Origin of the sequence: Porphyromonas uenonis 60-3 (genome assembly GCF_000174775.1) — a bacterium.
In the GTDB taxonomy this organism is placed as follows: Bacteria; Bacteroidota; Bacteroidia; order Bacteroidales; family Porphyromonadaceae; genus Porphyromonas; species Porphyromonas uenonis_A.
Genome location: NZ_ACLR01000226.1, coordinates 1 through 24146 on the forward strand (window position 1 = coordinate 1; position 24146 = coordinate 24146).

Sequence of the window (24146 nt, forward strand, 5' to 3'; positions counted from 1 at the left end):
AGCTGGTCGGCTCTATTCCGATTATCAAGGGGGAGAGACTATGCGCAAAGGAGAGCTTTGGGGTAGGTCTTGCGTTCGCACACTACTTCAAGCGGGCGAACTACGCTTTTCTCTTGGCGGAATATGAGCAGCAAGGGTTGACTTATCGCTCTTACAATGTTCCACTGCGTGATGCGCTACTGCATTTCGGCTATATGCACCCGATACTCTCAGATAGGGGGAAGAATATCTTTGGCTACTTGGGGCTATCCGCTCTCTGCGGTTATGAAGAGCTGAACGAGGATAAACGGTTACTACCCGATGGGGCTACACTCCTGGACCGATCTCGCTTTACTTATGGAGGAGCGATACATAGCTCGGTGGAACTGTTCCTAACAGACAATCTGCTCTTCGTCCTCAAAGCTCAAGGGCGACTGCTCTTCGGCTCTGACCTGCATCGTTTTCGTCCTGCTATCTCAGCAGGCTTCAAGTTTAACCTCTAAACACCAACAACAATGAAACAGAAAATGCTGAATACGCTTTGGGTAATGGGGGGACTCGCCCTTGCTCTGTTTTGTCTATCTGCTTGTAATCGGGAGCTGGATGTTCAGCAGTCTTATCCGTTCACTGTCGAAGCGATGCCCGTGCAGAAGAGTATAGCGAAGGGAGAAACCGCCGAAATCCGTTGCTTTCTCAAACGCGAGGGCAACTTTGCCGGCACTCGCTACACCATCCGCTACTTCCAGCCTGATGGCAAAGGAACGCTGAAAATGGACGATGGCACGGTCTTCCAACCCAACGACTGCTATCCGCTCACGAAAGAGGAGTTCAGGCTCTACTACACCTCATTCTCCACTGACCGCCAAACCATCGACATCTACGTCGAGGACAACCACGGACAGCTCCAGCATCTCTCCTTCGACTTCAATTATAAGCGTACTGAGTAATGAGATTTTCTTTATGATTTACTGAACAAGTGTATTAGTAACTTTTACGTGAAAGGCGACTGGCTGTGATAGCCAGTCGCCTTGAGTTTAGGGATTTGCGACTATTTTGTGTTAAAATCTATCCTCAATCATTATGCTGCTATCAAAATTAGTCCAGTCATATTCTTCAGGAGAGAAGTTTCTAGGAAGCAACATAACATTAAGACGTTTTAGAATAACGAATAAATCATTCATATCTTGTTCTTTCTCAAAACCTATAGATACGACCTCTTTCGTATCAGAGCTTTGATCCTCACAAATGAATCTAAAGGACAAATGTCCTTCTCCTGCATAAAAATCAATACCAATAGGTTTATACCTATCGGTATCAACTCCTTTTTGCTTGAGATATTTGTCCATATTAAACAAGGCATTTTCATGCCCATCAGCCGCAGAAGTTCCCTTTAAATCACCATACTGAACCGATGCATTCCAATCTTTCATATTTTCTATCTTTTTAACTGGTTAATACTGCGCAAATATACAGCTTTTATTCGAAACCACAAAGACAAAACAAGAATTCGTAGATTCAACTATCAAATGCAACTGAATTGGTTTCGTCGATCTTTTGATAAAAAAGCTGTCCAGGAGTTAGGAAGTTTAGCTTCTTGCGAGGTCTGTTATTAAGGAGCTTTTGTACTCTTCTGACCTCCTCCGTGGAGTAGTTGTTGAAAGCGACTTTCTTCTTAATGTATTGTCTTATGAGCTTGTTGGTGTTTTCTATGCAGCCCTTTTCCCAAGAGCAGTATGGGTGTGCGAAGTAGATGTCTACGTTGAGAGCTTTGGCAATCTCTTTGTGTAGAGCGAATTCAGAGCCATTGTCTGTGGTTATGGTTAACACGGCGTTGTGTTTCCTGTATGGAGCTAGCATCAAGTAGACGGCATTTGCTACGTCTTCTGCTTTTTTACCATTGGACAGTTTCCGAATCAGAGTCATGAGCGTATTCCCCTCTACAAGGGTAACCATTGCTCCTTGGTTGTTTGGCCCCACGATAAGGTCAAGCTCCCAGTCTCCGAAACGCTCTCCATTAGCTTCTTTAGGTCTGTCATCTATGAAGGTCCTGTCTTTGATAGGTCCGGCGTTCTTTCCGACAGAGCGTTTCCGATGCTTCAGGCTGTGGCGACAGTGTTTGTAAAGAGAGCCGTCGCACTCTTTATCTTCGCGGATAAACTGGTATATACGTTCGACTGAAACCATTGGGATGTCCTTATTCTTGCAGTGTCCTACGATTTGCTCTGGAGACCACTGATGCTTGGTGAGAAAGAGTTTTATAATTCGCTCCATCTCACTGGTGAATGTTCGGTAAGAGCGTAAGCGTCTCTTTCTTTTGTCTGCTTTCATTTGGGCTTCAGTGGCTGTATAGGTTCCATCTTTGTTGCTGTTACGTTTGATTTCTCTTGAGACGACCGACTTGTCTTTTTCTATAGTCAGAGCAATCTCTTTTTGAGTTTTACCCTGTTTGAGTAATTGCGCAATTGTGTATCTTTGCTGTGCGGTTAGTTGACTCATATCTTGGTATTCATTGGACCGACCGCTAAGATAACAATTATCCGCTTCAGTAGGAGCAAGAGGGAGAGCTTTTCTCTCTCTGCTTCTCTGAATAATATGTTGGATTGTGCTTAGGGTGCGATCCATTTTTTTTTGCAGGTATGAGTTGCATTTACTAATTGAATATACGCACTATTGGCTTGAGGTGGTATTCGCTGGCAAACACGCAGTGGTGCACCGCAGTCCCTTCCTCTAAGTACTATTGTACACTCTCAAGCAGTCGTACTTGAATCGGGTCATCGGTAAAGGCAATCCCGAAGAATTGGCTCTTTTGCCCACTCCTTTTGAGCAGCGGTTATCTCGGGGAGGTGATGGCTCAGTTCTGCCACCTCCTTCTGTAGTATAGTTCTTGGTTTCATAGGTCAAAAGAGTGTCTTTTGAATAGTTACTGCTTCTGCTTGTTTGGCAGTACGTGCCTTAGCTCGCTTGCTGAGCTGTTGGTACTGCTCGTATTGGTAGCGATGAAGTGCTTCTTGTCGTGCTTCTGCTTTCTCTTTCTCCGTGAGTTCCACCACGTGATTGACGGCTACTCGGCAAGAGATAGGATTACCCACCTCAATGTTGTCTTCATCGTAATAATGGACTGCCATTGAGTAGATTTCATCATCGGCAAAGCCGTTGCACCCGCTTCTCTGTACCTCATTCAAAATGTAGGTGATGCACTCCTCAATGCTCTTGTTTGGCTTCTGTAGGTTGGGAGCAAATAGAGGGTCGGTTATAGCACGCTGATTGAGATATTCGGCTATCGTTCGGGTAAAGTGTTCTGTTCCTTTCATCGTCTTATCTGTATTTATGTTGTTAGTACTTGGGTATCTCCACGATTTGGTTGATGCGTCCGTATAGGTAGGCTCGTAGTGAGGTACGGTCGGGGGCATAGTATTCTGCCCATTGTCCGTATTGATTGACGAGGTATTTCTTCAAGACGTCGAAGAAGTCAAATCTCCAACCTTGTAGCGGTACGGCTGTGCGGAAGTAGCTGTTGCTATTCACAGCTTCACAGAGCCAATCCTTTTCCTCTCGGCTCATTCGCTCGCCACGATTCAGTTTTACACGCAAGAGGTAGACCTTGCTCGCTTGTAGGCTCTCCAATGGATTCACGTCCCACTGCACGAACTTACTCGCCAATGGTTGCTCACTTACACTCAAGTCGTTACTTATGCGGTAATGAGAGGAGGAGCTATATCCTTTTTCTTTCATTGATGATGTCATGTTTACTTTCTGCTTATTCATAAGAGACCTTTTTTTATGCGTTCAAAGATCGGAGTATGCTGATTCCTTTTTTCAAGCAAAAACAAGGTAGCGGGGCGAGACTTACACAAGGTTTTGGCGGAAAATACTACCCGAAGCGAACAGCATAGGGGTGGAGATTTTCCAGACAAACCGAATGGCCTGACCTTGGGAAAGTTTTTAAGCCCCGTACTACCTTTGCGATGAAAAAGGAACAGCATCCGTCTTGGCTCCGCATACGGGGGAACAATGAAAAGGGAAGCAAACGCGCCACGCCCAAAACAGAGAAATAAAAAGGGTGACCGACTCCTAAGAGAGCCGATCACCCAAAGTGTGTTGTGGGATAGAAACCTTGTGCTACGTCATAGCACGCAAAGCAGTATTACGGCTAGTACAACAATCCAAAAGAGGTAGCGTAGCAGCGTAAATGTGATTTGCAGAACGGTACGAACGATGAATCGTAGTACCACAAAACCAATCAGTATCAATAGAGCTGTTACGACCTGTGCTGTGACTAACTTAGAGAGTAAGTACACTCCACCCGATAGGATACCTATAAGTAAGGTAAGTCGGATGATGCGAGACCATTTGATCTCGTTGCTTGGAGTTGTTTTGGACGCAGCTTGTAGTGGTTCCTCTTTATCTGCAGGAACACTTGCCCGTATGAAGGCTGGACTGTGCAGGTCTTTGTTCATGAGAAATCTATTCATATTCTGAGTCTTTTAGAGTTTTCAAGAGCAGAGCCAAGAGACTATGCGACATAAAGACAAGAGATAGAATATACTCTTGACGTATGGAGCAGAGAGACTATCTTGGCTCTTGAAGCTCAAAAGGCTCACGAGATAGGGATAAGCTACATTGTCTACTCTAATGCACTCACATCGCCTATCATGGGAAGTTGATTAGCTTCGATAAGAAGTACAACTGTTCCTGTCAGTTCTGTGTAGAGCGTATCATATTCAGGTGTTGCAACAAATTCATCCGTAAGATTGTATTTGTCAAAGGTCCCTTGGATCGCTCGATTCTTTAGCAATATCGGAGCAAGTCGTTCGGGGAGTGGGGAGGGAAGCTCCTTTTCAAACTCATTCTCCAAGACGGACACAAGCGTGTCGTATTTGGAGAAATGCAGGTCACGATACAGTACTTCACTCGCCATACTCTCTGCCTCGGGATATGAGAATCCTTCTTCCACAGCATCACAGTAGGTAGTAAGAGCTTCATCAGCTCGTGCCGTGATAAATGGTTTGTCTTCCACCTTTTCAGGGAAATGCTCACTAAGGTAGCTCTCTAGCTTTAAGCGAAAGTAGGATAGTTCTTTCTTATTCGTTGTCTTCATCTTCTTATTTGGTTTTAATGGTTGCACTTATTGCCAGCTATTCTCCCCGATACCCATTGCCGTATTGAACTTGCCTAGCTTGTCAGCAAACTGCTCCATGTCATGTTCAATCTTCTTATTGGTGATACGGGCATAGATTTGCGTTGTTCGGATATTGGTATGCCCTAGCATTTTAGAGACACTCTCTATCGGAACTCCCTTGCTCAGTGACATTGTCGCAAAGGTATGTCGAGCTAGGTGGAAAGTCAAGTTCTTCTTGATACCACATATATCTGCAATCTCTTTGAGGTATGAATTGGTCTTCTGATTGCTAAGGATAGGGAAGAGCTTGCCATCACGATATGTTTGGTGGCTATATTTACTGATAATGCGCTTAGGGATGTCGAGGAGCAGCACATTGGTCTCCACGCTTGTCTTCTGTCGCTTAGTCATAATCCACTCTTTGCCACCAAGCATCACGATATTGTCGGGTGTAAGATTAGCCACATCAATGTAAGCTAAACCTGTAAAGCAGGAAAAGATGAAGATGTCTCGTACCAGCTCCAATCTCGGGATATTCAACTCCTTGTTGACGATCTGTAAGACCTCTTCATCAGTCAAGAACCCTCTATTCACTGGTTCTAAGTGAAATCGGAAGTTGACAAATGGATCGTGATGTAGTACGCCCAACTTTTGCCCCAAAATGACGATAGTCTTGAAGGTCTTCATCGTTTTAGTGGCGGTATTAGGATTTTGCCCCACCACTGTGCGTAGGTATAGGTCAAAATCATGTATGATCATATAGGTTAGCTCCGTGAGCTTGAGGTCGCTGCGTCTGAGTTTATCTTTTAGGAACTCAGAAAAGCGTCTTTTGCAGACCTTATACTTTTGAAGAGTGGGCGCAGAGACTGAGATGCCAACTCGAGCTGCAACATCTTCATTGTGTTTGTCGAAGAGTTGCATGAGGGTATCTATATCTTGTTTTTTGCCAAGATGTTCTGACTTGATACGCTCTAACGAAAGCTCATCTGTCATTTCTAACTTGCGAAAGATGGCTTGTAAACCACTTTGGATGTTATCCAGTTGCAAGTTCGTATTTAGAGCTTCGGTGTGACGCCCTTTTACTCGCTCTTTTTCGCGATCCCATTGGGACTGCACGATGGTGATGCCAGTGGAGCCTAGTGACATCCGCTCATTGTTGAGATAGATGCGTAGCATTACTGGCGTTTTTCCTTCCTTGTTCACATAGTTGCTACGAAGGTAGAATGCTGTTCTGAAAATTGATTGCATACATTGTCTGTTTTTATTGTAGCCAAGCATAGAAAGTTTGCAACCAGAAAAGCTACACATTTACGGTGCCAAGAACTCTCTACAACTCGCCTACAAAGTTGCACATAATTGTTTGAACTACAGCAATCTACAAGTACTCTAAACAGACTCTCTACGTACTCTTGGCTACAATTATTTTTTGCGAGAAAAAAGTGTAGCCAGATTGTAGCCATTGGAGAGTATTTTGGGCGTTTCGGCTATCTCTGTAACTACTCTGAAGAGGTAGAGGACTATAAAACAAAAGTATCGTAACTCGTTGGAATTACGATACTTATACTTTTTCAGTAGTACTCTCTGGCGGTGCTGCCAGAGTACTTAAAGCGGAGAGAGAGGGATTCAAACCCCCGAAGCGGACAAGCCGCTTTCCGGATTTCGAGTCCGGCCCATTCGGTCACTCTGGCATCTCTCCTGAAAGGGTGGGCGAGGCCTCCTATTAGGCTCTCGTCTACGGAGTGCAAAGTTAGCAACTATAATCGGAATGAGCAATAGGCAACTTGATCTCTACCGAGGAAATCGGAAATCTCCAGCGAGCAAACGAAAATCCTTCACGGAGGGCCGAAATAAAAGTTCGGAAGAATGAAATGAAACTTCGGAAGAAAGAAATCAAAGTTCCGAAGAATTCTTTCGTTTCTCCGTGGATAATCAAAAAACTTCACCGAAGAATTGCCCGATTTCCTTCAATATAGACGTAGATGAACCGAACTTGTATCATGCGTCAGACCTGAGCGCTTGGCTAGATAGGGGAGACGGCAAGGAATTTAGTTGTACATTTGTCCTGCATTATGCGATATGTTAATGAGACTTGGTGACAGAATGGCTGAATTTGGGTGGACGGTGTCGCTGTTGCGCCTCTTTGGCAGGGTTATTGTATGGTCTCGTGATAGAAATATAGAGCTACTATGAAAAAGGACAATAAGAAAGGTGGCAAGCCTACGGAGCCACAACATATAGAAGCCTCTCAGGAGACTGAAAATAAGCAGGATGCATCACAGAATAGCTGTGAGGCGACTGATGAGTGTGAGACGGATGCGGCAGCGACTCAGTGTGAGGAGCAGCGACTGGCTGAGCTACAGGAATCTCTGAACAAGCTCAATGATCAGCACCTCCGCATGCTGGCTGAGTACGATAACTATCGCAAGCGTACGCTACAGGAGAAGAGCGACCTGATCAAGAATGGGGGCGAGCGAGTCCTCAAGGAGTTGCTCCCGATCGTGGACGACTTTGAGCTCGCGGTCAAGCATGCCCGTGAGAGCAAGAGTGAGGAGGATCCGATTATAGAGGGACTACTCCTTATATATAATAAGCTGATTGGTTATCTAGAGAAGCAGGGTGTCGTGAGGATCGAGGCGACTGGTGCGCCCTTTGACGATAACCTACATGAGGCCGTAGCGATGATTCCAGCACCTACTCCAGAGCAGAAGGGGCAGGTGATCGACTGCGTTCGCACGGGCTATATGCTTCACGACAAGGTGCTACGCCATGCGCATGTGGTCGTCGGCAACTAAGAGGCATGGAGCTTTGATCTGCACAAGATAGATATATGGCAACGAAGAAAGACTACTATGAGCTGCTGGGTGTCTCACGAGACGCTTCGGCAGATGAGATAAAGAAGGCTTACCGCAAGCAAGCCTTAAAGTATCACCCCGACCGTAACCCTGGTGACAAGGAGGCTGAGGAGCACTTTAAGGAGGTTGCTGAGGCTTACGATGTGCTGAGCGATCCCGACAAGAAGAGTCGCTATGACCAGTTTGGGCATAGTGGCGTAGACGGAGCCAGTGGCTTCGGCGGCTTTGGCGGTGGTGGCGGCTTTACGGTAGATGATATATTCTCCCGTTTTGGCGACATCTTCGGAGGAGGCTTTGGCGATTACTTTGGCGGCGGTAGAGGCGCTGGCTCAGGTAGAGCGCAGCGTCCTATGGGTAGTGACCTGCGCGTTACGGTGCGTCTCACGCTAGAGGATATCAATAGTGGGGTGGAGAAGAAGCTCCGCGTCAAGAAGTTGATCCAGTGTGATAGCTGTCATGGTCAGGGCACCACAGAGAGCGATGGCAAGCGCAGCTGCTCGACCTGTGGAGGTGCTGGTGTCGTTTACGACGTGCGCAACTCAATCTTTGGTCAGATGCGTACGCAGTCAGTCTGTCCTACCTGTGGAGGCTCTGGTGAGGTGGTCACGAAGCCTTGCGCTAAGTGCCACGGCAAGGGTGTGACGCAGGGTGAGGAGGTTGTCTCCTTTCGCATCCCCGCAGGAGTCGTGGGCGGTATGCAGCTGACCCTGCAGGGCAAGGGTAATGCAGCCCCCCAAGATGGCATCCCTGGTGACCTGCTTGTTGTGATCCAAGAGGAGCAGCACAAGGACTTCATACGCAACGGTAATGACCTGATCTACAATCTGCTTATCCCCATTCACACTGCGATACGTGGTGGACAGGTGACGGTACCGACGATCGATGGTAGTGCACGACTCAAGATAGAGCCTGGTACGCAGCCTGGCAAGGTGCTCCGTATGCGTGGCAAGGGACTCCCCTCTGTACAGGGCTACGGACGTGGCGACCTGATGGTCAATGTGAATGTCTTCATTCCGCAGAAGACCTCTGCAGAGGATGAGTCACTGATTGATCAATTGGCAAAGGCTGAGCACTTTAATCCGACGGAAGCCGATCGTAAGGCTATAGACAAGAAGTATAGGGAGATGCTTGAGTAAGCATCCCCTATACCTTAATATATGGGATACAAAGACCGCTAATCGTATGGTACGAATGAACGCTGTGTGGGCTAGACTCACACTACTTATAGCATCGCTCTGCATAGCTCTGAGCAGCACAGCCTCAGCGCAGGAGCCTCTCAGTACTGACTCGCTGATTACTGCGACTGCCGAGGGGCATCATCGTATCATCAGTATACTACTCTGTACACCCTCGCAGGCAGATGCCTACACGATCTATGGACACGCAGCGATGCGGGTGCGTAGCTTAGACGACCTAGAGGACGACTATGTGTACAACTACGGGGTCTTTGACTTTGACCAGCCAGGCTTCTACACTAAGTTTATCAAAGGTGAGACGGACGGTTACTTCGTTCAGCAGGAGCCGTGGAACTACTTTATCTACCGCTACCATACTTATGGGCAAAACGTCTATGAGCTAGAGCTAGACCTCTCTCCCGAGCAGGAAGAGGCGATATGCTCTTACCTAGCGTGGAACATTAAGGAGGAGAATAAGTACTACCTCTACAACTTCGCCTTTGACAACTGCGCTACACGACCATATTCTATTGTCAAGCAAACGCTCCCTAAGGGATGGCGCATAGAGTTGCCTCAAGTGGCAAAAGAAGAGTCGCTACGCAGTCTCATCGATGCCTATGCGGATTACCATCCGTGGTATCGTCTCAGTACGCAGCTAGCCTTGGGAGCGCCGGCCGACACGACTATGACGGTCGAGGATCGGCTCTTCCTACCGATGGAGATGGATCGGCTCTTGCAGCAAGCGACACTGGTCACTCCGACGGGTGCGAAGCCTCTCGTGAGCAATCGCATCGTCTATGAGACACCGACACCAGCTCCGCAACCAGTGGCTCATTGGTGGCAAGAGCCTGTCGTATGGTTCTCACTCTTATTAGTCGTCTCAGGCGTGCTGTGCTACTTGCGTCGTAGTCGCTACTGGATACCTTTAATGATGACGGCCTACGCTTGTGCGGGCTTCATCTTGAGCTTCCTAACATTTGTCTCGATACATCCCTGCACCGATCCTAACTACAACTTGCTGGTCTTTCATCCGCTCCTGCTCTTGGCTTGGTTTGCCTTGGGAAGGGGAGGCAAAGCTCAGCGCATTGCACGCTACTTTCACTCAGTAAACACGTTGGCAGTAGCGCTCTTCCTGATCTTGGTCGCTTGTGCTGTGCAGACTAGTTCGTTGCCCATCATCTTGCTCGCCATTCACTCGGCACTTCTCTCGGTAGCCTACCTGACCTATTCTAAACGACAAACACGCAGATGAGATCTATTCGCTATCTACTCCTCGCATTGACCTTGCCACTGGCACTCTCCGCACAGCGCGCAAGACCTGACATACTGGTGCAGATCTATGTCAAGGGGCTGCGCACCGACCTGCTGGATAGTTATCGAGCAGGGTGGGGAAGCAATGGATTTAACTGGGTGATGAAGCAGGGGACTGTGGCGCCTGACATTCGCTATCCATATCCATTGCTAGACGAAGTGGCACGACTGGCTTCGCTCTCTGCTGGTGCTATGCCGGAGATACATGGCGTGTACCAGGCTGAGCGGTATGATGCGGTGACACAGCGCTCGGAGTCTACCTTTGCCAATAGAGACTATCGTGGCATCAACAGCGCAGAGCAGCTAGCTCCCGCAGGTGCTTTGCGCAGCGAACTTCTCACAGACGTACTCAGAGGCTCTTCTCAAGGCGATGCGATTGTCTATGCGATAGCTAGCCGTGCCAACGATGCCATTGCTGTGGCGGGGCACGATGCCGAGGGCGCTATATGGATCGATAAACACAGCGGTTGGTGGGCTACGACCAACTTCTATGGCGGTTTGCCTGCTCTAGCTCTTAAGGCAAACAATGAGCAGCACATGCTGGGCGGACGCACGACACCAACCATTTGGAAGCCTCTTGCGAAAGGCGCGAAGGAGGGTAGCTTTGCGCATACCTTCGAGGGAGCTTGGCGTATGAGCGACCTCTTGACCTCTCCTTTTGCCAATGATGCGATCACCGACTTGTCTAAGGAGTTCATACGCTACGCTCACAAGGCGCATCGCACGTCGCCTACGCTCATCGTTATGGTCTTAGACCTGGAGGTGGGCGCTCGTGGGGTCGCCTATGCGGACTATTCGCCAGAGCAACAAGACGCCTACGCTCGGCTTAATGAGCAGGTGCAGCAGACGACTGCTCTGCTACAAGAGTTGTACGGCACAGACCATTATGCGCTCAATATCATCGGAGTTCCTGTGGCGAACTTAGCTCAGCCGAAGACTCCTTCTCGTCGTTCGGTCGTCACCTTTGACCCTGCGAAGTGTATTGCACTGGCCAATCTTTACCTCTCGGCCATCTATGGACGCAACGACTGGGTCATCGCCTACAGCCATCAGACGCTCCATCTAAATAAGAAGGAGATAGCAGATAAGAAGGTGGATATGGAGGATATGAGCAATAATCTTGCTACTTTTGTATCCGAGATGGAAGGTGTCATCGGGGCAATCCCCGCATATCAACTACAGAGGGGGCTGTCACAGCCTGCTTGGGCTAAGCCTCTGTACTCGCGTAGCTATCGTAGCTATGCGGGCGATGTGCTACTAGCTCTAGCTCCCTTTGCAGTGGTGGCTGGAGAGAAGCAAGGCACTGAGCAGCAGAGGCAGAGACGTGTCTCAGCGCCTTTTATCTTGATGGCTCCAGGAGTAGCTTCTCAAAGGCTTACGGAGCCTATATCCTATGACGCGGTCGCACCTTCGCTCGCATACCTACTCTGTGTCCCTCAGCCGATGAGTGCTGACGGCACGCCACTCTTTACCCTATTCAATCAGAAATAATAAACCACTTTATGGCTCTCAGTAATATCATCACAAAGCTCTTTGGTAGTAAGTCTCAGCGAGACCTCAAGGAGATAACACCTTACATTAAGAAGATCGAGGAGGTTGAACCCTCCATACAGGCTCTCAGCGATGATGCTCTGAGAGATCGGACACAACAGCTACGCAATGAGATCAACGAGTACGTTGCCTCGGAGCGTGCAGAGATAGCTAAGCTCAAGGAGGGCATCGAGGATCTCGACATAGATGCCCGTGAGGAGGCTTGGTCTAAGATTGATAAGATAGAGAAGGAGGTACTGGAGAAGATCGAGGTCAAGCTCGACGAAATCCTCCCCACGGCCTTTGCTATTGTCAGGGAGACTGCACGACGCTTTGCTAATAATGAGCAGATCATCGTCACCGCCACGCAGATGGATAGAGATCTATCGATAGACCACGACTTCGTAGAGATCGATGGCGACAAAGCGATCTATCACAACCACTGGGTGGCAGGAGGCAACGAGATCACCTGGGATATGGTGCACTACAAAGTACAGCTCATCGGTGGTGTCGTACTGCACAAGGGTAAGATAGCCGAGATGGCGACAGGTGAAGGTAAGACGCTCGTCGCTACCTTGCCAGTATTCCTCAATGCGCTACCAGGGAATGGTGTCCATGTGGTCACGGTCAATGACTATCTGGCTAAGCGTGACTCTGAGTGGATGGGGCCGCTCTATATGTTCCACGGGCTGAGCGTTGACTGTATCGACAAGCACAAGCCTAATAGCGAGGGCCGTCGCAAAGCTTACAATGCGGACATTACCTTTGGTACGAACAATGAGTTCGGCTTTGACTACCTGAGAGACAACATGGCGACAGCGCCCTCAGACCTCGTCCAGCGTCCGCACAACTACGCAATTGTGGATGAGGTGGACTCGGTCCTTATCGATGATGCCCGTACACCTCTGATCATATCTGGTCCTACGCCTCAGGGAGAGGATCAGCTCTTTGAGGAGTACCTGCCCAATGTCGAGAAGGTGGTCAACGCTCAGAAAGATTTAGTCTCTAAGCTGCTCGTAGAGGCAAAGAAGAAGATCGCGAGCGAGGACAAGAAAGAGGTAGACGAAGGCTTCCTCCTCCTCTTCCGTGTCTTCAAGGGACTACCTAAGTACAAGCCTCTGATCAAGTTCCTCAGTGAGCCAGGCATTAAAGCCTCTATGCTCAAGACCGAGGAGATCTATATGGCGGAGAATATGCGTCAGATGCACGTCGTCACCGATCCGCTTTACTTCGTCATTGACGAGAAGATGAATAGCATCACCCTCACCGATAAGGGTATTGAGATGCTTTCGAAAGGTGCAGAGGATGCCTCTTTCTTCGTCCTCCCAGACATTGCCTCTCAGCTGGCCGAGCTGGAGGGTGAGGGGCTTGCTCCCTCTGAGTATGCTGCTAAGAAGGACGAGCTCATTACCAACTACGCGATCAAGAGCGAGCGTGTCCACACGGTCAATCAGCTCTTTAAGGCTTATGCCCTCTTCGAGCGTGATGATCAATATGTGGTGATAGACAATAAGGTGATGATCGTCGATGAGCAGACCGGTCGTCTCATGGATGGCCGTCGATACTCGGACGGTCTGCACCAAGCTATCGAGGCTAAGGAGCGCGTCAAGGTCGAGGCCGCTACGCAGACCTTTGCAACCATTACCCTGCAAAACTACTTCCGTATGTACCACAAGCTGGCTGGTATGACCGGTACGGCTGAGACCGAGGCGGGAGAGTTTTGGGACATCTACAAGCTTGACGTGGTGGTCATCCCGACCAATCGCCCCGTCATCCGTGATGATCAGAACGACCGTATCTATAAGACGGCTCGCGAGAAGTACAATGCAGTCATCGAGGAGATCGAGCGCCTCATAGCGGCTGGTCGTCCAGTGCTAGTAGGTACGACTTCGGTTGACATCAGTGAGTTGCTCAGTCGTATGCTCTCGCTGCGCAAGATTCCCCACCAGGTGCTTAATGCTAAGCTACACCAGAAGGAGGCTGACATCGTCGCTCAGGCTGGTCAATCAGGCACCGTGACCATCGCAACCAACATGGCTGGTCGTGGTACCGATATCAAGCTTTCGCCAGAGGTGCGAGAGGCTGGTGGACTCGCCATCATCGGTACGGAGCGACATGAGTCACGTCGTGTGGATAGACAGTTGCGTGGTCGTGCAGGTCGTCAGGGAGACCCGGGTAGCTCTGTCTTCTTCATCTCGCTAGAGGATCACTTGATGCGACTCTTTGCGAGTGATCGTATTGCTTCGCTGATGGATCGTATGGGCTTTGGCGAAGGTGAAGCTCTTGAAAATAAGATGCTCAGCAACTCTGTGGAGCGTGCGCAGAAGAAGGTCGAGGAGAACAACTTCGGTATCCGTAAGCGCCTCCTAGAGTACGATGATGTGATGAACTCACAGCGTAAGGGTATCTACGAGAAGCGTCGCCACGCCTTGATGGGCGAGCGCATCGGTATGGACGTGCTCAACATGCTCTACGACGTGACCGAGGCGATTGTCAATAAGAATAAGGAGGCGGACGACTACGAGGGCTTCCGCAACGAACTCCTCTCGGTGCTAGCCGTAGAGACTGAGTTCACGCCAGAGACCTTTAAGTCGGCTCATACGAATGAGGTAGTTGACAAAACCTTTGAGACAGTTTATCAGGCACTCAACCACAAGGGGGAGAAGATCGCCTCCGTCGCTTACCCGATCCTGCACAACCTCTACGAGACGCAGGGCGACAAGTTCAAGCGCATCATCATCCCGATCACGGATGGTAATAAGGTGTACAACATTCCTTGCGACCTCGCCGAGGCAGACCGCACCGAAGGCAAGAGCATCGTCAAGGAGTTTCACAAGACGATCATGCTCTACACCCTAGATGATGCTTGGAAGGAGCACCTCCGTGAGATGGACGAGCTGCGCAACTCCGTGCAAAACGCTAGCTACGAGAACAAGGATCCACTCCTCATCTACAAGCTAGAGTCTTACGAGCTCTTTAGCGACATGCTTGATGGGCTCAATCGCAAGACCGCTACGATCCTCACGCGTGGTCGTATCCCAGTCCCCGAGAACGATGAGAACGGCTCTAGTCTCTCCGTTCGTGAGGCTCAGACCGAGCGACGCACAGACCGTAGCCAGTACCGTGAGACCAAGGACGAGATCGCCAGCCAGCAGGAGGCGCAGCGTCAAGCTGGACAAGCCGCCACACAGGCTTCACAACCTAAGGCTCAGCCTATCGTCAAGGAGCAAAAGATCGGTCGCAACGACCCATGCCCTTGCGGTAGCGGTAAGAAGTATAAGAATTGTCACGGGCGCAACGCCTAGGCATTATCATATAGGGGCAGGCTTTGGCAAAAAGCTTTGCCCCTTTTTGCTATTTCCAAAAGTCAATAGGGGCGCAGTAGGGTAGTGTACGAAGCTACCTTTGCTTTGATCCCCACCACACAGCGTAAGACTATGATTTACTCTATGACAGGATATGGTAGCAGTCAGCTACTCCTAGAGGGTGTCACCTACGAGGTCTCGATCCGCTCCGTCAATAGCAAGCAGCTCGACCTCTCGCTCCGACTTCCCTCCATCCTACGAGACCGAGAGATAGAGCTTCGTGGCATCTTGATCCCCGCACTCTTCAGAGGCAAGGTCGACGTGACCATTCGCACGGCCGACAATTCGCTAGGCACCTCCCCCCATGTGCAGATCAATGCCCCTCTCCTTCATGCTTACTACGATCAGATCCATAGCGCTATAGAGGCCGAAGGGATACCTCAACCAGAGGATCTGACACGTCTCTTGCTCAGCTACCCAGGCGTCATCGTAGAGCAGGGCGAAATGCCCCTCACCGACGAAGATATGCAGCTACTGAGCCAAGCTATCGGGGAGGCGATTGATCAGTTCAACGCTTTTAGAGTGCAAGAGGGCGCATCGCTCGAGCGCATCTTTGTGGAGAAGCTAGATCGCATCGCAGCCTTGCTCGCAGAGGTTGACCCTTATGAGCAGAGCCGTATCACAGACCTTCGGAGCAAGCTCGAGGAGCGACTAGCCCAGCTCACCTCCATACAGTACGACGAGGCTAGGCTAGAGCAGGAGCTCATCTACTACATCGAGAAGCTGGACATCAGCGAGGAGAAGAACCGACTCGCCAACCATATCCACTACTTCCGTGAGGTGCTAGCCCAGACAGGTGACCCCGATCCCTCTAGAGGCAAGAAGCTCGGCTTCATCGCTCAGGAGATGGGGCGTGAGATCAATACACTCGGCTCTAAGAGCAACAACGCCGCCATGCAGCAGCTCGTCGTCCAGATGAAAGACGAGCTAGAGCAGATCAAGGAGCAAGTCCTCAACGTACTATAAAACCTAAGCGACAAAAGCTATGTCACATCTCATCATTATATCTGCCCCCTCAGGCTCTGGCAAAAGCACCGTCATCCAGCAGCTCATGCAAGACGAGAGCCTGCGCCTCTCCTTCAGCATATCCGCCACGAGCCGTCCGCCACGTGGCAATGAGCAGCATGGCGTGGAGTACTACTTCTACACGCCTGAGCAGTTCAAGAAGTTGATTGCCGAGGATCGTCTCGTTGAGTATGTGGAGGTCTACCCAGGCAAGTACTACGGCACGCTCCGTAGCGAAGTTGATCGGCTAGGTGCTATGGGACGCAACATCCTCTTTGACGTCGATGCCGTTGGGGCGATGCGCATTCAAGAGGCTTACAGAGACAAAGTCGTCAGCATCTTCCTCATGCCACCCACCTTTGCGGAGCTGCGTCGTCGGCTAGAGTCACGAGGCACCGAGAGTCCTGAGCTGGTCGAGGAGCGCATGCGTCGTGCTTCGTATGAGATCAACTTTGCCGAGCAGTTTGACCACACCGTTGTCAACGACGACCTCAAGCTCTGCGTCTCGCAGGTCGCACAGATCATCCGCGACACCATCAGCAAGTAGCGCACATAGCGTAAGTCTGCTTCATCAAGAAATAGAAGGCTCAGTCGTCTCCATATAGACGGTTGAGCCTTCTTTCGTTCGTATCGTACTGGTTCCATACAGAGAGGCGGGGTAGGGGAGCTTTGCAGATATCTGCTTATCTGCTAACTTTGCGCTGTAGACAACGAAGTCAGTATGTTATCACAGCAAGATATAGAGCAAGCAGTGTCGCTGAGTAGGCTTTGGGCAGACAGATCGCCCGATAGGATTCTCTTCGAGCGGAGTGAGTTGGAGCCTGAGCTGAAGCGCCAGATCGCTCTACAGGTGTCCCTCCTACCGAAGATGCAACGCAAGGTGCCACACTTCCTCCAGGGTGGCGGATATGTCCCGCACAGGGTCAATTTCGAGCAGTCTAGCAGTGAGTTTACGGCACGCTACAAGCAGGAGTTTGTCACGGACCGTGACCGTGTCCTAGATATGACTGGCGGGATGGGGATTGATGCGCTATCTATGGCTTCTGTCGCAGAGTGTAGCTTGATCTATGAGATAGATCCAGTGATGGCGCAAGCCTTGACTTACAATGTACACAAGCTCCTGCAGCGAGACAATGTGACGGTGCGCTGTGGAGATGCACTCGCGGAGATGGATAGCTCTACGCTAGAGGGGGTAACGCTCGTCTATGCTGATCCAGCACGACGCGATATGGACGATCGAAACAAACGACTCATTAGCATGGATGAGTATAGTCCAGCACCTCTTCAGATCATAGCTCGGCTACAAGAGCTGGGCTATGCGGGGCGTCTGCTACTCAAGCTCTCTCCCATGCTAGACATTCACTGGATATTGGAGCAGCTGCCACAAGCCGCTGAGCTTCATATCGTACAAGTGCAAGATGAGGTCAAGGAGCTACTGGTTGCCATCTCAATGGCTCCGCAAGAGACAAATGTAGCGCTTCATCTAGCTCTGATAGATCGCTTGGGAGAGGTCAGTCGGTGGAGCTTTCCCTACGAAGCATTGTCCTCAGTCCGCACGCCCTATGCGACTAGCGTAGAGCGGTATATCCATATTCCACAGCCACTTCTGATGAAAAGCGGAGCCTACCACCTGATTGCCCAGGAGCAGTCGCTTTCCCTGCTCGGGCCTAACAGCCACATATACACCTCCTCGCAGGCATCCACGAGCCCTCTGTACAAGAGCTATCGGCTGATAGAGGAGATAGACTATAGCAAGTCAACCCTCAGGGGCAAGAGCCTGCACTCCCTGCGTCAGCGCTATCCAGCGCTCACGATTATGTCCAGGCACTTCCCGCTGACAGCTCAGGAACTCAAGAAGACGCTCCGAACCGACGAGAGTGATACCTACTACCTGCTCGCCACGACCCTAGGAGAGCAAGCGCGTAAGCTACTGATCCTCACCTCTTGAGACTGTTGCAACAGTAAGCTCTTGCTAGCGAGCGTGTGAGAAGAAGAGGGTAGAAAAAAAATCCTCCACAAGTACCAGGACTCGTGGAGGAAACAAAGATATGAAAAACTATTTATTGGAGAGGTTCGTGGCGGATTTGAACCGCCGTACACGGTTTTGCAGACCGTTGCCTAACCACTCGGCCAACGAACCATTACCTTCGTGATTACGCCTGCAAAGGTACAACAATTTTTGGACAAACCAAATGCTTTGCCCCCCTGAGTTTGAAATTTGGAGACTAATTCCTCTTTTGAGGTGCTGGAGGAGAGTCCTGATCGGTATATTATTGCATTTTGAGCGTGGCGGGAGAGCGTCATTTGTAGAGGAAGTTGCTTGCTTAGGCGGTTACTCCTCAGAGTGTAGTCGTATATTCTCCATTACAAGAAGCCCCATAGTCTGATATACTCTTGATCTCAATAGGATAGAAAGCTAGATGCAGTCTTCAGGTGGTTTCCATAATTTGCAGAAATCTCATGTACTCCACCAAATTCTGATGAATTATTAGTTTTATACAACCAAGTCAGTATTTCAGACTAAACATAATACCCATTCTGAAAGTCGTGAGGGTTTTGTAGGGCTGTCTAAGAAATCTCTCTCAGGTTCAGGAACATCGGTCTAAGGCGTCTTCGCTGATGTCAGTTTCTACCGAGGAATTTCCCGATAACTCACGAGAAAACGAAAATCCTTCACGGAGGGCCGAAATAAAAGTTCGGAAGAATGAAATGAAACTTCGGAAGAAAGAAATCAAAGTTCCGAAGAATTTTTCCGTTCCTCGCTGGATAGTCAAAGATTGCCACCGAGGAATCTTTTGATTTCCTCCATAGTTCAAACGTGTAGCCAGAAGATCTATCACAAGATCTCAGAAGACTTCACTCTGTCGTTAGACAATTTTTAAGTCTTTAGCAAGACAAAGCTCCGATCAGCTCATTGACGTCTGATATATGATTCTCTTCTAAATAGTTGGAGAGTCCGTGGACAAGCTTAGAGGCAATGTCTGGCTCTACAAAGTTGTAGGTGCCGACTTGTACGGCTGTGGCGCCAGCTAGTAAGAACTCAACCACATCCTCCACAGAGGCGATGCCACCTAGTCCTATGACTGGGATGGATACGGCTTGCGACACCTGCCACACCATACGAACGGCTATAGGCTTGACAGCTGGGCCGCTCAGTCCTCCAGTGATTGTGGATAGCTTCGGCTTGCGAGTCTTGACATCGATCGCCATGCCGAGGAGCGTATTGATCAGAGAGAGACTGTCTGCGCCAGCCTCTTCGGCAGCGCGAGCTATCGCTGTAATGTCGGTGACATTGGGCGAGAGCTTGACCATCAGGTGCCCTTTGTAAGCTTTGCGCACCGCCGAGACCACTTCGTGGGCGCTCTCGCAGTTGACGCCAAAGGACATACCGCCTTCCTTGACATTCGGACAGCTAATGTTTAGCTCTATGGCGCGCACCTTCGGGTGATCGTTTAGTCGCTCAGCGCAAGCCACATAGTCGTCTATCGTAGAGCCACTCACATTGACGAGAACCTCGGTATCGTAGTGACTTAGCTGAGGAAGGATATGCTCTACGAGGTAGTCCACTCCCCTATTCTGCAGGCCTACACAGTTGAGCATGCCAGCCGTCGTCTCTGCCATACGTGGATAGGGATTGCCTTGTCGTGGGTGTAGCGTAGTCCCCTTGACTATAAATCCACCTAGCTCATTAAGATCTTGAAAAGGATCAAACTCCAGACCATATCCGAAAGTACCAGAAGCAGTTAGAATAGGATTCTTCAGGATAATGCCTCCTCCTATATTGACCGATGTGCTTACCATAATAGTTGATCAAAGTTAAAGACAGGGCCTTCCGTACAGACACACGTGTTCCCCTGGTTTGCAATGTTTTCCACACAGCATAGGCATGCTCCCACGCCACAAGCCATGAGGTTTTCGAGAGAAGCCTGCCCTGGCACGTTGTGCGCTTTTGCCCAGTTGTGGATAGCACGCATCATAGGGCGAGGACCGCAGGTATAGACCATAGAGTACTTGTCTAGCTCTAGCTCAGGAGCCGCTAGAACGGCCCCCCGTGTGCCATACGATCCGTCATCAGTCGTGTAGCTGTAGGAGCAGCCGATCTGCGCTATCTCATCTCGCAGTATCAGTAAGGAAGCGGTGCGAGCGCCTATGATCAGGTGCGGTCTCACTCCCGATAGCTGCTGCAGATGACGCGCGAGCATGATGATGGGTGCCATCCCCACTCCACCAGCGATTAGGAGCGGGCGCTCGCCAGCTATCGTGGGGTCTGTGGCAAAGGGCGTACCTAGAGGTCCGACAATGTTTACCTTGTCTCCCTCTGTAAGGTCGCATATATAGTTGCTACCACGTCCCACACGCTGCACCAAGAGCGTTAGGCATAGCTCCTCTCTAGACCACTTGTATATGGATATGGGGCGCCGCAAGAGTATTCCCGCAGGGCGACAGTCTACCTGTACAAACTGCCCTGGCGCTACACCTTGTAGCCACGAAGCATCGCTAGAGGAGACCTCTAGTCTTAGGGTAAGTAGGTGATAGCGTGGCGCTACCTGCTCGTTGTGCAGGATAGTCGCATCAACGATAGCAGGCTGTGATGTTGTGATCCGATCCATATACATTGATTTGTAAGCGTGTTAGGAGCTATGGTCCCCAGGGGCTGGATAGCTTCTACAGGGACAAAAGTACAGCTTTTTGCTGGCTTAAAAGCAAAGCTTAGCGAGCAAATTAGCATTTTGAGGAAGCTCTCGGATCTTATAGTGCGTCAATCCTATTCAAGAAGCGACACCACTGTACTCTCTGTCGTAATTAATCCTTATATTTGTAGGCTTAGAACGGCATTTCTAGATAAATGGATCAGAATAAACAGACAGTTCCCCATACAGAGCGACCCAGCGATAGCGATACGCACGCCTCTGCTGCAGATCAGGGGCTATGGGCGATGGGTGCTATCGAGGTGCATGGCGCTCGTGTGCACAACCTCAAGAATATAGATGTCTCACTACCTCGTCACAAGTTGACCGTCGTGACGGGACTCTCAGGGAGTGGCAAGTCTTCGCTTGCCTTCGACACCTTACTAGCAGAGGGACAGAGACGCTATCTAGACACTTTCTCCTCCTATGCCCGTAGCTTCATCGGGGGCGGTGGCGGACGACCAGATGTCGATGAGATCGTAGGACTCAGCCCTGTCGTAGCTATCGAGCAGAAGAGCGCCTCGACCAATCCCCGCTCTACCGTCGGCACTGTGACAGAGATCTACGACTACCTACGTATCCTCTATGCACGTGTCGGCACCCCCTACTCCTACCTCACGGGCAAGGAGATGGTGCGCTACACCGAGGAGCAGGTCGTGGAGCATATCATGGAGCAGTACGCCGACGAGGGAATCTACATACTAGCTCCCGTCGTGGTTGATCGTAAGGGTCACTACCGCGAGCTCTTTGAGCAGATGAGAAGACGAGGCTTCCTGCACGCTTACATCGATGGTGAGGTGTGCGAGCTAACGCCTGGGATGCGACTCAACCGTTTCTCCATACACTATGTCAGCGTCGTGGTGGACAAGTGCTCCGTACGAGAGAGCAATAAGCAGCGTATCACCGAGGCGGTAAGCATAGCGATGAAGCTCGGTGAGGGTGTCATCGACGTGATGCGACGAGATAGCACAGAGATACAGCATCTGAGCAAGCGACTGATGGACCCCGAGAGCGGTATCGCCTATCCAGACGCTTCGCCAGCAGACTTCTCGTTCAATTCGCCTCGTGGCTACTGCAAGCGTTGCAAGGGCTTGGGCCGTGTGGGCGTACTAGACATAGATAAGGTCGTGGCAGATCCCAAGGTCTCCATACGTGATGGAGCCATCGTACCTATCGGACGCTACAAGAAGCGCAGCCTACTCTTTACCTCTATTGATGAGATCTTGACAGAGCACGGTTGTACGATAGACACTCCCTTTGAGAAGATTCCAGCAGAGGCTGTTGAGCAGATCTTCTTTGGCATTGACTCGGACGACTCCGACGATGAGGGCGAGGCGCACTTCGCCTTCGAGGGTGTCTCCCAGTATGTTCGGAATCTAGCCGAGGATGATGACGCTACAGCCTCTATGCGTAGTTGGGCGGAAGAGTTCCTGACGGAGCAAACTTGTCCCGAGTGCAACGGACGACGACTCAACCCGATAGCTCTCAGCTACAAGCTAGCGGGTTACACCATCGCCGACCTGACGGAGCTAGACCTAGACCGTTTAGAGGGACGACTGCGTGAGATCGAAGGGCAACTGACGAAAAACCAACAGAAGGTGGCGCACGAAGTCATCAAAGAGATACTTCTCCGACTCACCTTCCTTCTGGATGTGGGGCTTTACTACCTGACGCTCGCTCGCCCCTCCGCTTCGCTCAGTGGTGGCGAGTCTCAGCGCATACGACTAGCCACGCAGATAGGCACGGGACTGGTCGAGGTACTCTATATATTAGATGAGCCAGGCATTGGTCTGCACCAGCGAGACAATCGTATGCTCATCGATGCGCTCAAGAAGCTTCGTGATGCGCAAAACACGGTCCTCGTCGTAGAGCACGATCGTGATATGATGCTCGCAGCGGACTACCTGATCGATATGGGACCAGTAGCGGGGCGTCTCGGCGGGCATGTGACCTATCAGGGACCTCCCTCTGAGATTGGCGACACGCACACGCTCACCTGCGACTATCTGACCAATAGACTAGCCATCCCTCTACCTACGAGCTACCGACAGCCTACCGATGACGCATGGCTACGTCTCAAGGGCTGCACTGGCAATAACCTTAAGAACGTAGATGTCTCTATCCCGCTAGGCCTCTTCGTCTGCGTCACAGGCGTGTCGGGGAGCGGTAAGTCTTCACTCATCAACGGTACGCTGGTGCCGATCATCTCGCAGCATCTATATCGTAGCAAGCAGGCGCCACTACCCTACTCCTCTGTCGAGGGCTTGGAGCTGATTGACAAGATAGCTTTCGTGGACCAGTCGCCACTAGGTCGCACGCCGAGGAGCAATCCGGCAACCTACACGGGACTCTTTAGCGAGATACGCAATCTCTTTGTCCAGGTTCCCGAGAGCCGTGCTCGAGGGTACAAGCCAGGGCGCTTTTCCTTTAATGTCAAAGGCGGACGCTGCGAAGAGTGCAAGGGTAATGGCTACAAAACCATCTCGATGAACTTCCTCCCCGACGTGACCATCCCGTGTGACGTGTGCCGTGGCAAGCGGTATAACCGTGAGACCCTCGAGGTACGCTACAAGGGCAAGAGCATTGCCGAGGTGCTAGACATGACCTTCAACCAGGCGGTCGAGTTCTTCGAGCATATCCCTGCCCTCTACCGCAAGCTCGCTACGCTGCAGCGTGTCGGGCTAGGCTATGTCAAGCTGGGTCAACCCTCCACGACCCTATCGGGCGGAGAGAGCCAGCGTGTCAAACTCGCGACCGAGCTCTCGAAGCGAGACACGGGACGCACCCTTTACGTCCTCGATGAGCCGACAACAGGTCTACACTTTGAGGACATACGCGTCCTGCTCAAGCTGGTCAACGAGCTGGTAGACCGTGGCAATACGGTACTCATCATCGAGCACAACCTGGATGTGATCAAGAGCGCCGACTACCTTATTGATATGGGACTTGAGGGCGGACGCAATGGTGGCGAGCTCATCTTCGCTGGCTCGCCTCTAGAGATGGCCCAGTGTCCCGACAAGCAGAGCTACACAGCGCAGTATCTCAAGGAGGAGATGCAGCGCACCCCAAAGACTGAATCAGACGAGCAGGCTTCCTCAGCCTCTCACTCATAGACACCTATT

General features: G+C 50.5%; 21 protein-coding genes, 2 tRNA genes and 1 pseudogene. 11 read left to right on the plus strand and 13 right to left on the minus strand.

The window, feature by feature from the left end; genetic code table 11:
• Both PORUE0001_RS08960 and PORUE0001_RS08965 read left to right on the plus strand, forming a co-directional pair.
• Positions 1–482: conjugal transfer protein TraO (locus PORUE0001_RS08960; protein WP_007366141.1), on the plus strand; the 482-nt coding region annotated here is incomplete at its 5' end.
• A 12-nt stretch (positions 483–494) separates the two neighbouring features.
• Positions 495–926 carry a DUF3872 domain-containing protein gene (locus tag PORUE0001_RS08965; protein ID WP_039865848.1) on the plus strand — a complete coding sequence of 144 codons (432 nt, stop codon included), beginning with the start codon at positions 495–497 and terminating at the stop codon, positions 924–926.
• 111 nt (positions 927–1037) lie between these two features.
• Here PORUE0001_RS08965 and PORUE0001_RS08970 read toward each other — a convergent pair whose 3' ends face one another.
• The 10 genes and pseudogenes from PORUE0001_RS08970 to PORUE0001_RS09005 all read right to left on the minus strand — a co-directional run bounded on the left by PORUE0001_RS08970 (position 1038) and on the right by PORUE0001_RS09005 (position 6794).
• Positions 1038–1409, minus strand: a complete 372-nt coding sequence (locus tag PORUE0001_RS08970) for a hypothetical protein (protein WP_039865849.1) — start codon at positions 1407–1409, stop codon at positions 1038–1040.
• An 85-nt stretch (positions 1410–1494) separates the two neighbouring features.
• Complete coding sequence (locus tag PORUE0001_RS08975) at positions 1495–2475, minus strand: IS30 family transposase (RefSeq protein WP_039865862.1); 981 nt, start codon at positions 2473–2475, stop codon at positions 1495–1497.
• 178 nt (positions 2476–2653) lie between these two features.
• Positions 2654–2785 (minus strand): annotated as a pseudogene (locus tag PORUE0001_RS10990) (PcfJ domain-containing protein); the annotation flags it as partial.
• Complete coding sequence (locus tag PORUE0001_RS11075; RefSeq protein WP_007366163.1) at positions 2751–2873, minus strand: hypothetical protein; 123 nt, start codon at positions 2871–2873, stop codon at positions 2751–2753. The pseudogene PORUE0001_RS10990 and the gene PORUE0001_RS11075, both read right to left, overlap by 35 nt.
• A gap of 3 nt (positions 2874–2876) precedes the next feature.
• Positions 2877–3290: a PcfK-like family protein gene (locus PORUE0001_RS08980; RefSeq protein WP_007366133.1), complete on the minus strand. Its 414-nt coding sequence runs from the start codon at positions 3288–3290 to the stop codon at positions 2877–2879.
• Between the two features lie 22 nt (positions 3291–3312).
• On the minus strand, positions 3313–3744 hold the full coding sequence (locus PORUE0001_RS08985) for a hypothetical protein (protein ID WP_007366152.1): 432 nt from the start codon (positions 3742–3744) through the stop codon (positions 3313–3315).
• Between the two features lie 359 nt (positions 3745–4103).
• Positions 4104–4436: a hypothetical protein gene (locus PORUE0001_RS10995; RefSeq protein WP_039865863.1), complete on the minus strand. Its 333-nt coding sequence runs from the start codon at positions 4434–4436 to the stop codon at positions 4104–4106.
• Between the two features lie 167 nt (positions 4437–4603).
• A complete protein-coding gene (locus PORUE0001_RS08995) occupies positions 4604–5077 on the minus strand; it encodes a DUF1896 domain-containing protein (RefSeq protein ID WP_007366138.1) in 474 nt (157 codons plus the stop codon).
• A 27-nt stretch (positions 5078–5104) separates the two neighbouring features.
• Positions 5105–6346, minus strand: coding sequence for a site-specific integrase (locus PORUE0001_RS09000; RefSeq protein WP_198400692.1), 1242 nt, complete (start codon positions 6344–6346; stop codon positions 5105–5107).
• Positions 6347–6706: 360 nt separating this feature from the next.
• Positions 6707–6794, minus strand: a tRNA-Ser gene (locus tag PORUE0001_RS09005).
• Between the two features lie 490 nt (positions 6795–7284).
• Here PORUE0001_RS09005 and PORUE0001_RS09010 point away from each other — a divergent pair.
• The 8 genes from PORUE0001_RS09010 to PORUE0001_RS09045 all read left to right on the plus strand — a co-directional run bounded on the left by PORUE0001_RS09010 (position 7285) and on the right by PORUE0001_RS09045 (position 18284).
• Positions 7285–7890 carry a nucleotide exchange factor GrpE gene (locus tag PORUE0001_RS09010; RefSeq protein WP_007366150.1) on the plus strand — a complete coding sequence of 202 codons (606 nt, stop codon included), beginning with the start codon at positions 7285–7287 and terminating at the stop codon, positions 7888–7890.
• 35 nt (positions 7891–7925) lie between these two features.
• Positions 7926–9086, plus strand: a complete 1161-nt coding sequence (dnaJ, locus tag PORUE0001_RS09015; protein ID WP_007366159.1) for a molecular chaperone DnaJ — start codon at positions 7926–7928, stop codon at positions 9084–9086.
• Positions 9087–9132: 46 nt separating this feature from the next.
• On the plus strand, positions 9133–10377 hold the full coding sequence (locus PORUE0001_RS09020) for a DUF4105 domain-containing protein (protein WP_007366156.1): 1245 nt from the start codon (positions 9133–9135) through the stop codon (positions 10375–10377).
• Positions 10374–11927 carry an alkaline phosphatase family protein gene (locus PORUE0001_RS09025; RefSeq protein WP_007366135.1) on the plus strand — a complete coding sequence of 518 codons (1554 nt, stop codon included), beginning with the start codon at positions 10374–10376 and terminating at the stop codon, positions 11925–11927. The genes PORUE0001_RS09020 and PORUE0001_RS09025 overlap by 4 nt, the downstream gene beginning before the upstream one ends.
• 11 nt (positions 11928–11938) lie before the next feature.
• A complete protein-coding gene (secA, locus tag PORUE0001_RS09030) occupies positions 11939–15271 on the plus strand; it encodes a preprotein translocase subunit SecA (protein ID WP_007366137.1) in 3333 nt (1110 codons plus the stop codon).
• 132 nt (positions 15272–15403) lie between these two features.
• The gene (locus tag PORUE0001_RS09035) at positions 15404–16297 is read left to right on the plus strand and encodes a YicC/YloC family endoribonuclease (RefSeq protein ID WP_039865865.1); all 894 of its coding nucleotides are present in this window, start codon (positions 15404–15406) and stop codon (positions 16295–16297) included.
• A gap of 19 nt (positions 16298–16316) precedes the next feature.
• Complete coding sequence (gene gmk / locus PORUE0001_RS09040) at positions 16317–16883, plus strand: guanylate kinase (protein WP_007366131.1); 567 nt, start codon at positions 16317–16319, stop codon at positions 16881–16883.
• 174 nt (positions 16884–17057) lie between these two features.
• Positions 17058–18284, plus strand: a complete 1227-nt coding sequence (locus tag PORUE0001_RS09045; protein WP_007366148.1) for a THUMP-like domain-containing protein — start codon at positions 17058–17060, stop codon at positions 18282–18284.
• A 121-nt stretch (positions 18285–18405) separates the two neighbouring features.
• Here the strand turns inward: PORUE0001_RS09045 and PORUE0001_RS09050 are convergent.
• The 3 genes from PORUE0001_RS09050 to PORUE0001_RS09060 all read right to left on the minus strand — a co-directional run bounded on the left by PORUE0001_RS09050 (position 18406) and on the right by PORUE0001_RS09060 (position 20946).
• Positions 18406–18476: transfer RNA gene (locus tag PORUE0001_RS09050), tRNA-Cys, on the minus strand.
• Between the two features lie 746 nt (positions 18477–19222).
• Positions 19223–20137, minus strand: coding sequence for a dihydroorotate dehydrogenase (locus tag PORUE0001_RS09055; RefSeq protein WP_007366134.1), 915 nt, complete (start codon positions 20135–20137; stop codon positions 19223–19225).
• On the minus strand, positions 20131–20946 hold the full coding sequence (locus PORUE0001_RS09060; RefSeq protein WP_232501445.1) for a dihydroorotate dehydrogenase electron transfer subunit: 816 nt from the start codon (positions 20944–20946) through the stop codon (positions 20131–20133). The genes PORUE0001_RS09055 and PORUE0001_RS09060 overlap by 7 nt, the downstream gene beginning before the upstream one ends.
• Positions 20947–21182: 236 nt before the next feature.
• On the opposite strand from PORUE0001_RS09060, the gene uvrA reads away from it, so the two are divergent.
• Complete coding sequence (gene uvrA, locus PORUE0001_RS09065; protein WP_007366171.1) at positions 21183–24137, plus strand: excinuclease ABC subunit UvrA; 2955 nt, start codon at positions 21183–21185, stop codon at positions 24135–24137.
• The last annotated feature ends 9 nt before the right edge of the window (positions 24138–24146 follow it).

What these genes read in the sequence shown, in the direction of transcription:
- PORUE0001_RS08965 (WP_039865848.1), top strand. Translation starts at nt 495, where the DNA reads ATGAAACAGAAAATGCTGAATACGCTTTGGGTAATGGGGGGACTCGCC.
- PORUE0001_RS08970 (WP_039865849.1), bottom strand. Translation starts at nt 1,409, where the DNA reads ATGAAAGATTGGAATGCATCGGTTCAGTATGGTGATTTAAAGGGAACT.
- PORUE0001_RS08975 (WP_039865862.1), bottom strand. Translation starts at nt 2,475, where the DNA reads ATGAGTCAACTAACCGCACAGCAAAGATACACAATTGCGCAATTACTC.
- PORUE0001_RS11075 (WP_007366163.1), bottom strand. Translation starts at nt 2,873, where the DNA reads ATGAAACCAAGAACTATACTACAGAAGGAGGTGGCAGAACTGAGCCAT.
- PORUE0001_RS08980 (WP_007366133.1), bottom strand. Translation starts at nt 3,290, where the DNA reads ATGAAAGGAACAGAACACTTTACCCGAACGATAGCCGAATATCTCAAT.
- PORUE0001_RS08985 (WP_007366152.1), bottom strand. Translation starts at nt 3,744, where the DNA reads ATGAATAAGCAGAAAGTAAACATGACATCATCAATGAAAGAAAAAGGA.
- PORUE0001_RS10995 (WP_039865863.1), bottom strand. Translation starts at nt 4,436, where the DNA reads ATGAACAAAGACCTGCACAGTCCAGCCTTCATACGGGCAAGTGTTCCT.
- PORUE0001_RS08995 (WP_007366138.1), bottom strand. Translation starts at nt 5,077, where the DNA reads ATGAAGACAACGAATAAGAAAGAACTATCCTACTTTCGCTTAAAGCTA.
- PORUE0001_RS09000 (WP_198400692.1), bottom strand. Translation starts at nt 6,346, where the DNA reads ATGCAATCAATTTTCAGAACAGCATTCTACCTTCGTAGCAACTATGTG.
- PORUE0001_RS09010 (WP_007366150.1), top strand. Translation starts at nt 7,285, where the DNA reads ATGAAAAAGGACAATAAGAAAGGTGGCAAGCCTACGGAGCCACAACAT.
- dnaJ (WP_007366159.1), top strand. Translation starts at nt 7,926, where the DNA reads ATGGCAACGAAGAAAGACTACTATGAGCTGCTGGGTGTCTCACGAGAC.
- PORUE0001_RS09020 (WP_007366156.1), top strand. Translation starts at nt 9,133, where the DNA reads ATGGTACGAATGAACGCTGTGTGGGCTAGACTCACACTACTTATAGCA.
- PORUE0001_RS09025 (WP_007366135.1), top strand. Translation starts at nt 10,374, where the DNA reads ATGAGATCTATTCGCTATCTACTCCTCGCATTGACCTTGCCACTGGCA.
- secA (WP_007366137.1), top strand. Translation starts at nt 11,939, where the DNA reads ATGGCTCTCAGTAATATCATCACAAAGCTCTTTGGTAGTAAGTCTCAG.
- PORUE0001_RS09035 (WP_039865865.1), top strand. Translation starts at nt 15,404, where the DNA reads ATGATTTACTCTATGACAGGATATGGTAGCAGTCAGCTACTCCTAGAG.
- gmk (WP_007366131.1), top strand. Translation starts at nt 16,317, where the DNA reads ATGTCACATCTCATCATTATATCTGCCCCCTCAGGCTCTGGCAAAAGC.
- PORUE0001_RS09045 (WP_007366148.1), top strand. Translation starts at nt 17,058, where the DNA reads ATGTTATCACAGCAAGATATAGAGCAAGCAGTGTCGCTGAGTAGGCTT.
- PORUE0001_RS09055 (WP_007366134.1), bottom strand. Translation starts at nt 20,137, where the DNA reads ATGGTAAGCACATCGGTCAATATAGGAGGAGGCATTATCCTGAAGAAT.
- PORUE0001_RS09060 (WP_232501445.1), bottom strand. Translation starts at nt 20,946, where the DNA reads ATGGATCGGATCACAACATCACAGCCTGCTATCGTTGATGCGACTATC.
- uvrA (WP_007366171.1), top strand. Translation starts at nt 21,183, where the DNA reads ATGGATCAGAATAAACAGACAGTTCCCCATACAGAGCGACCCAGCGAT.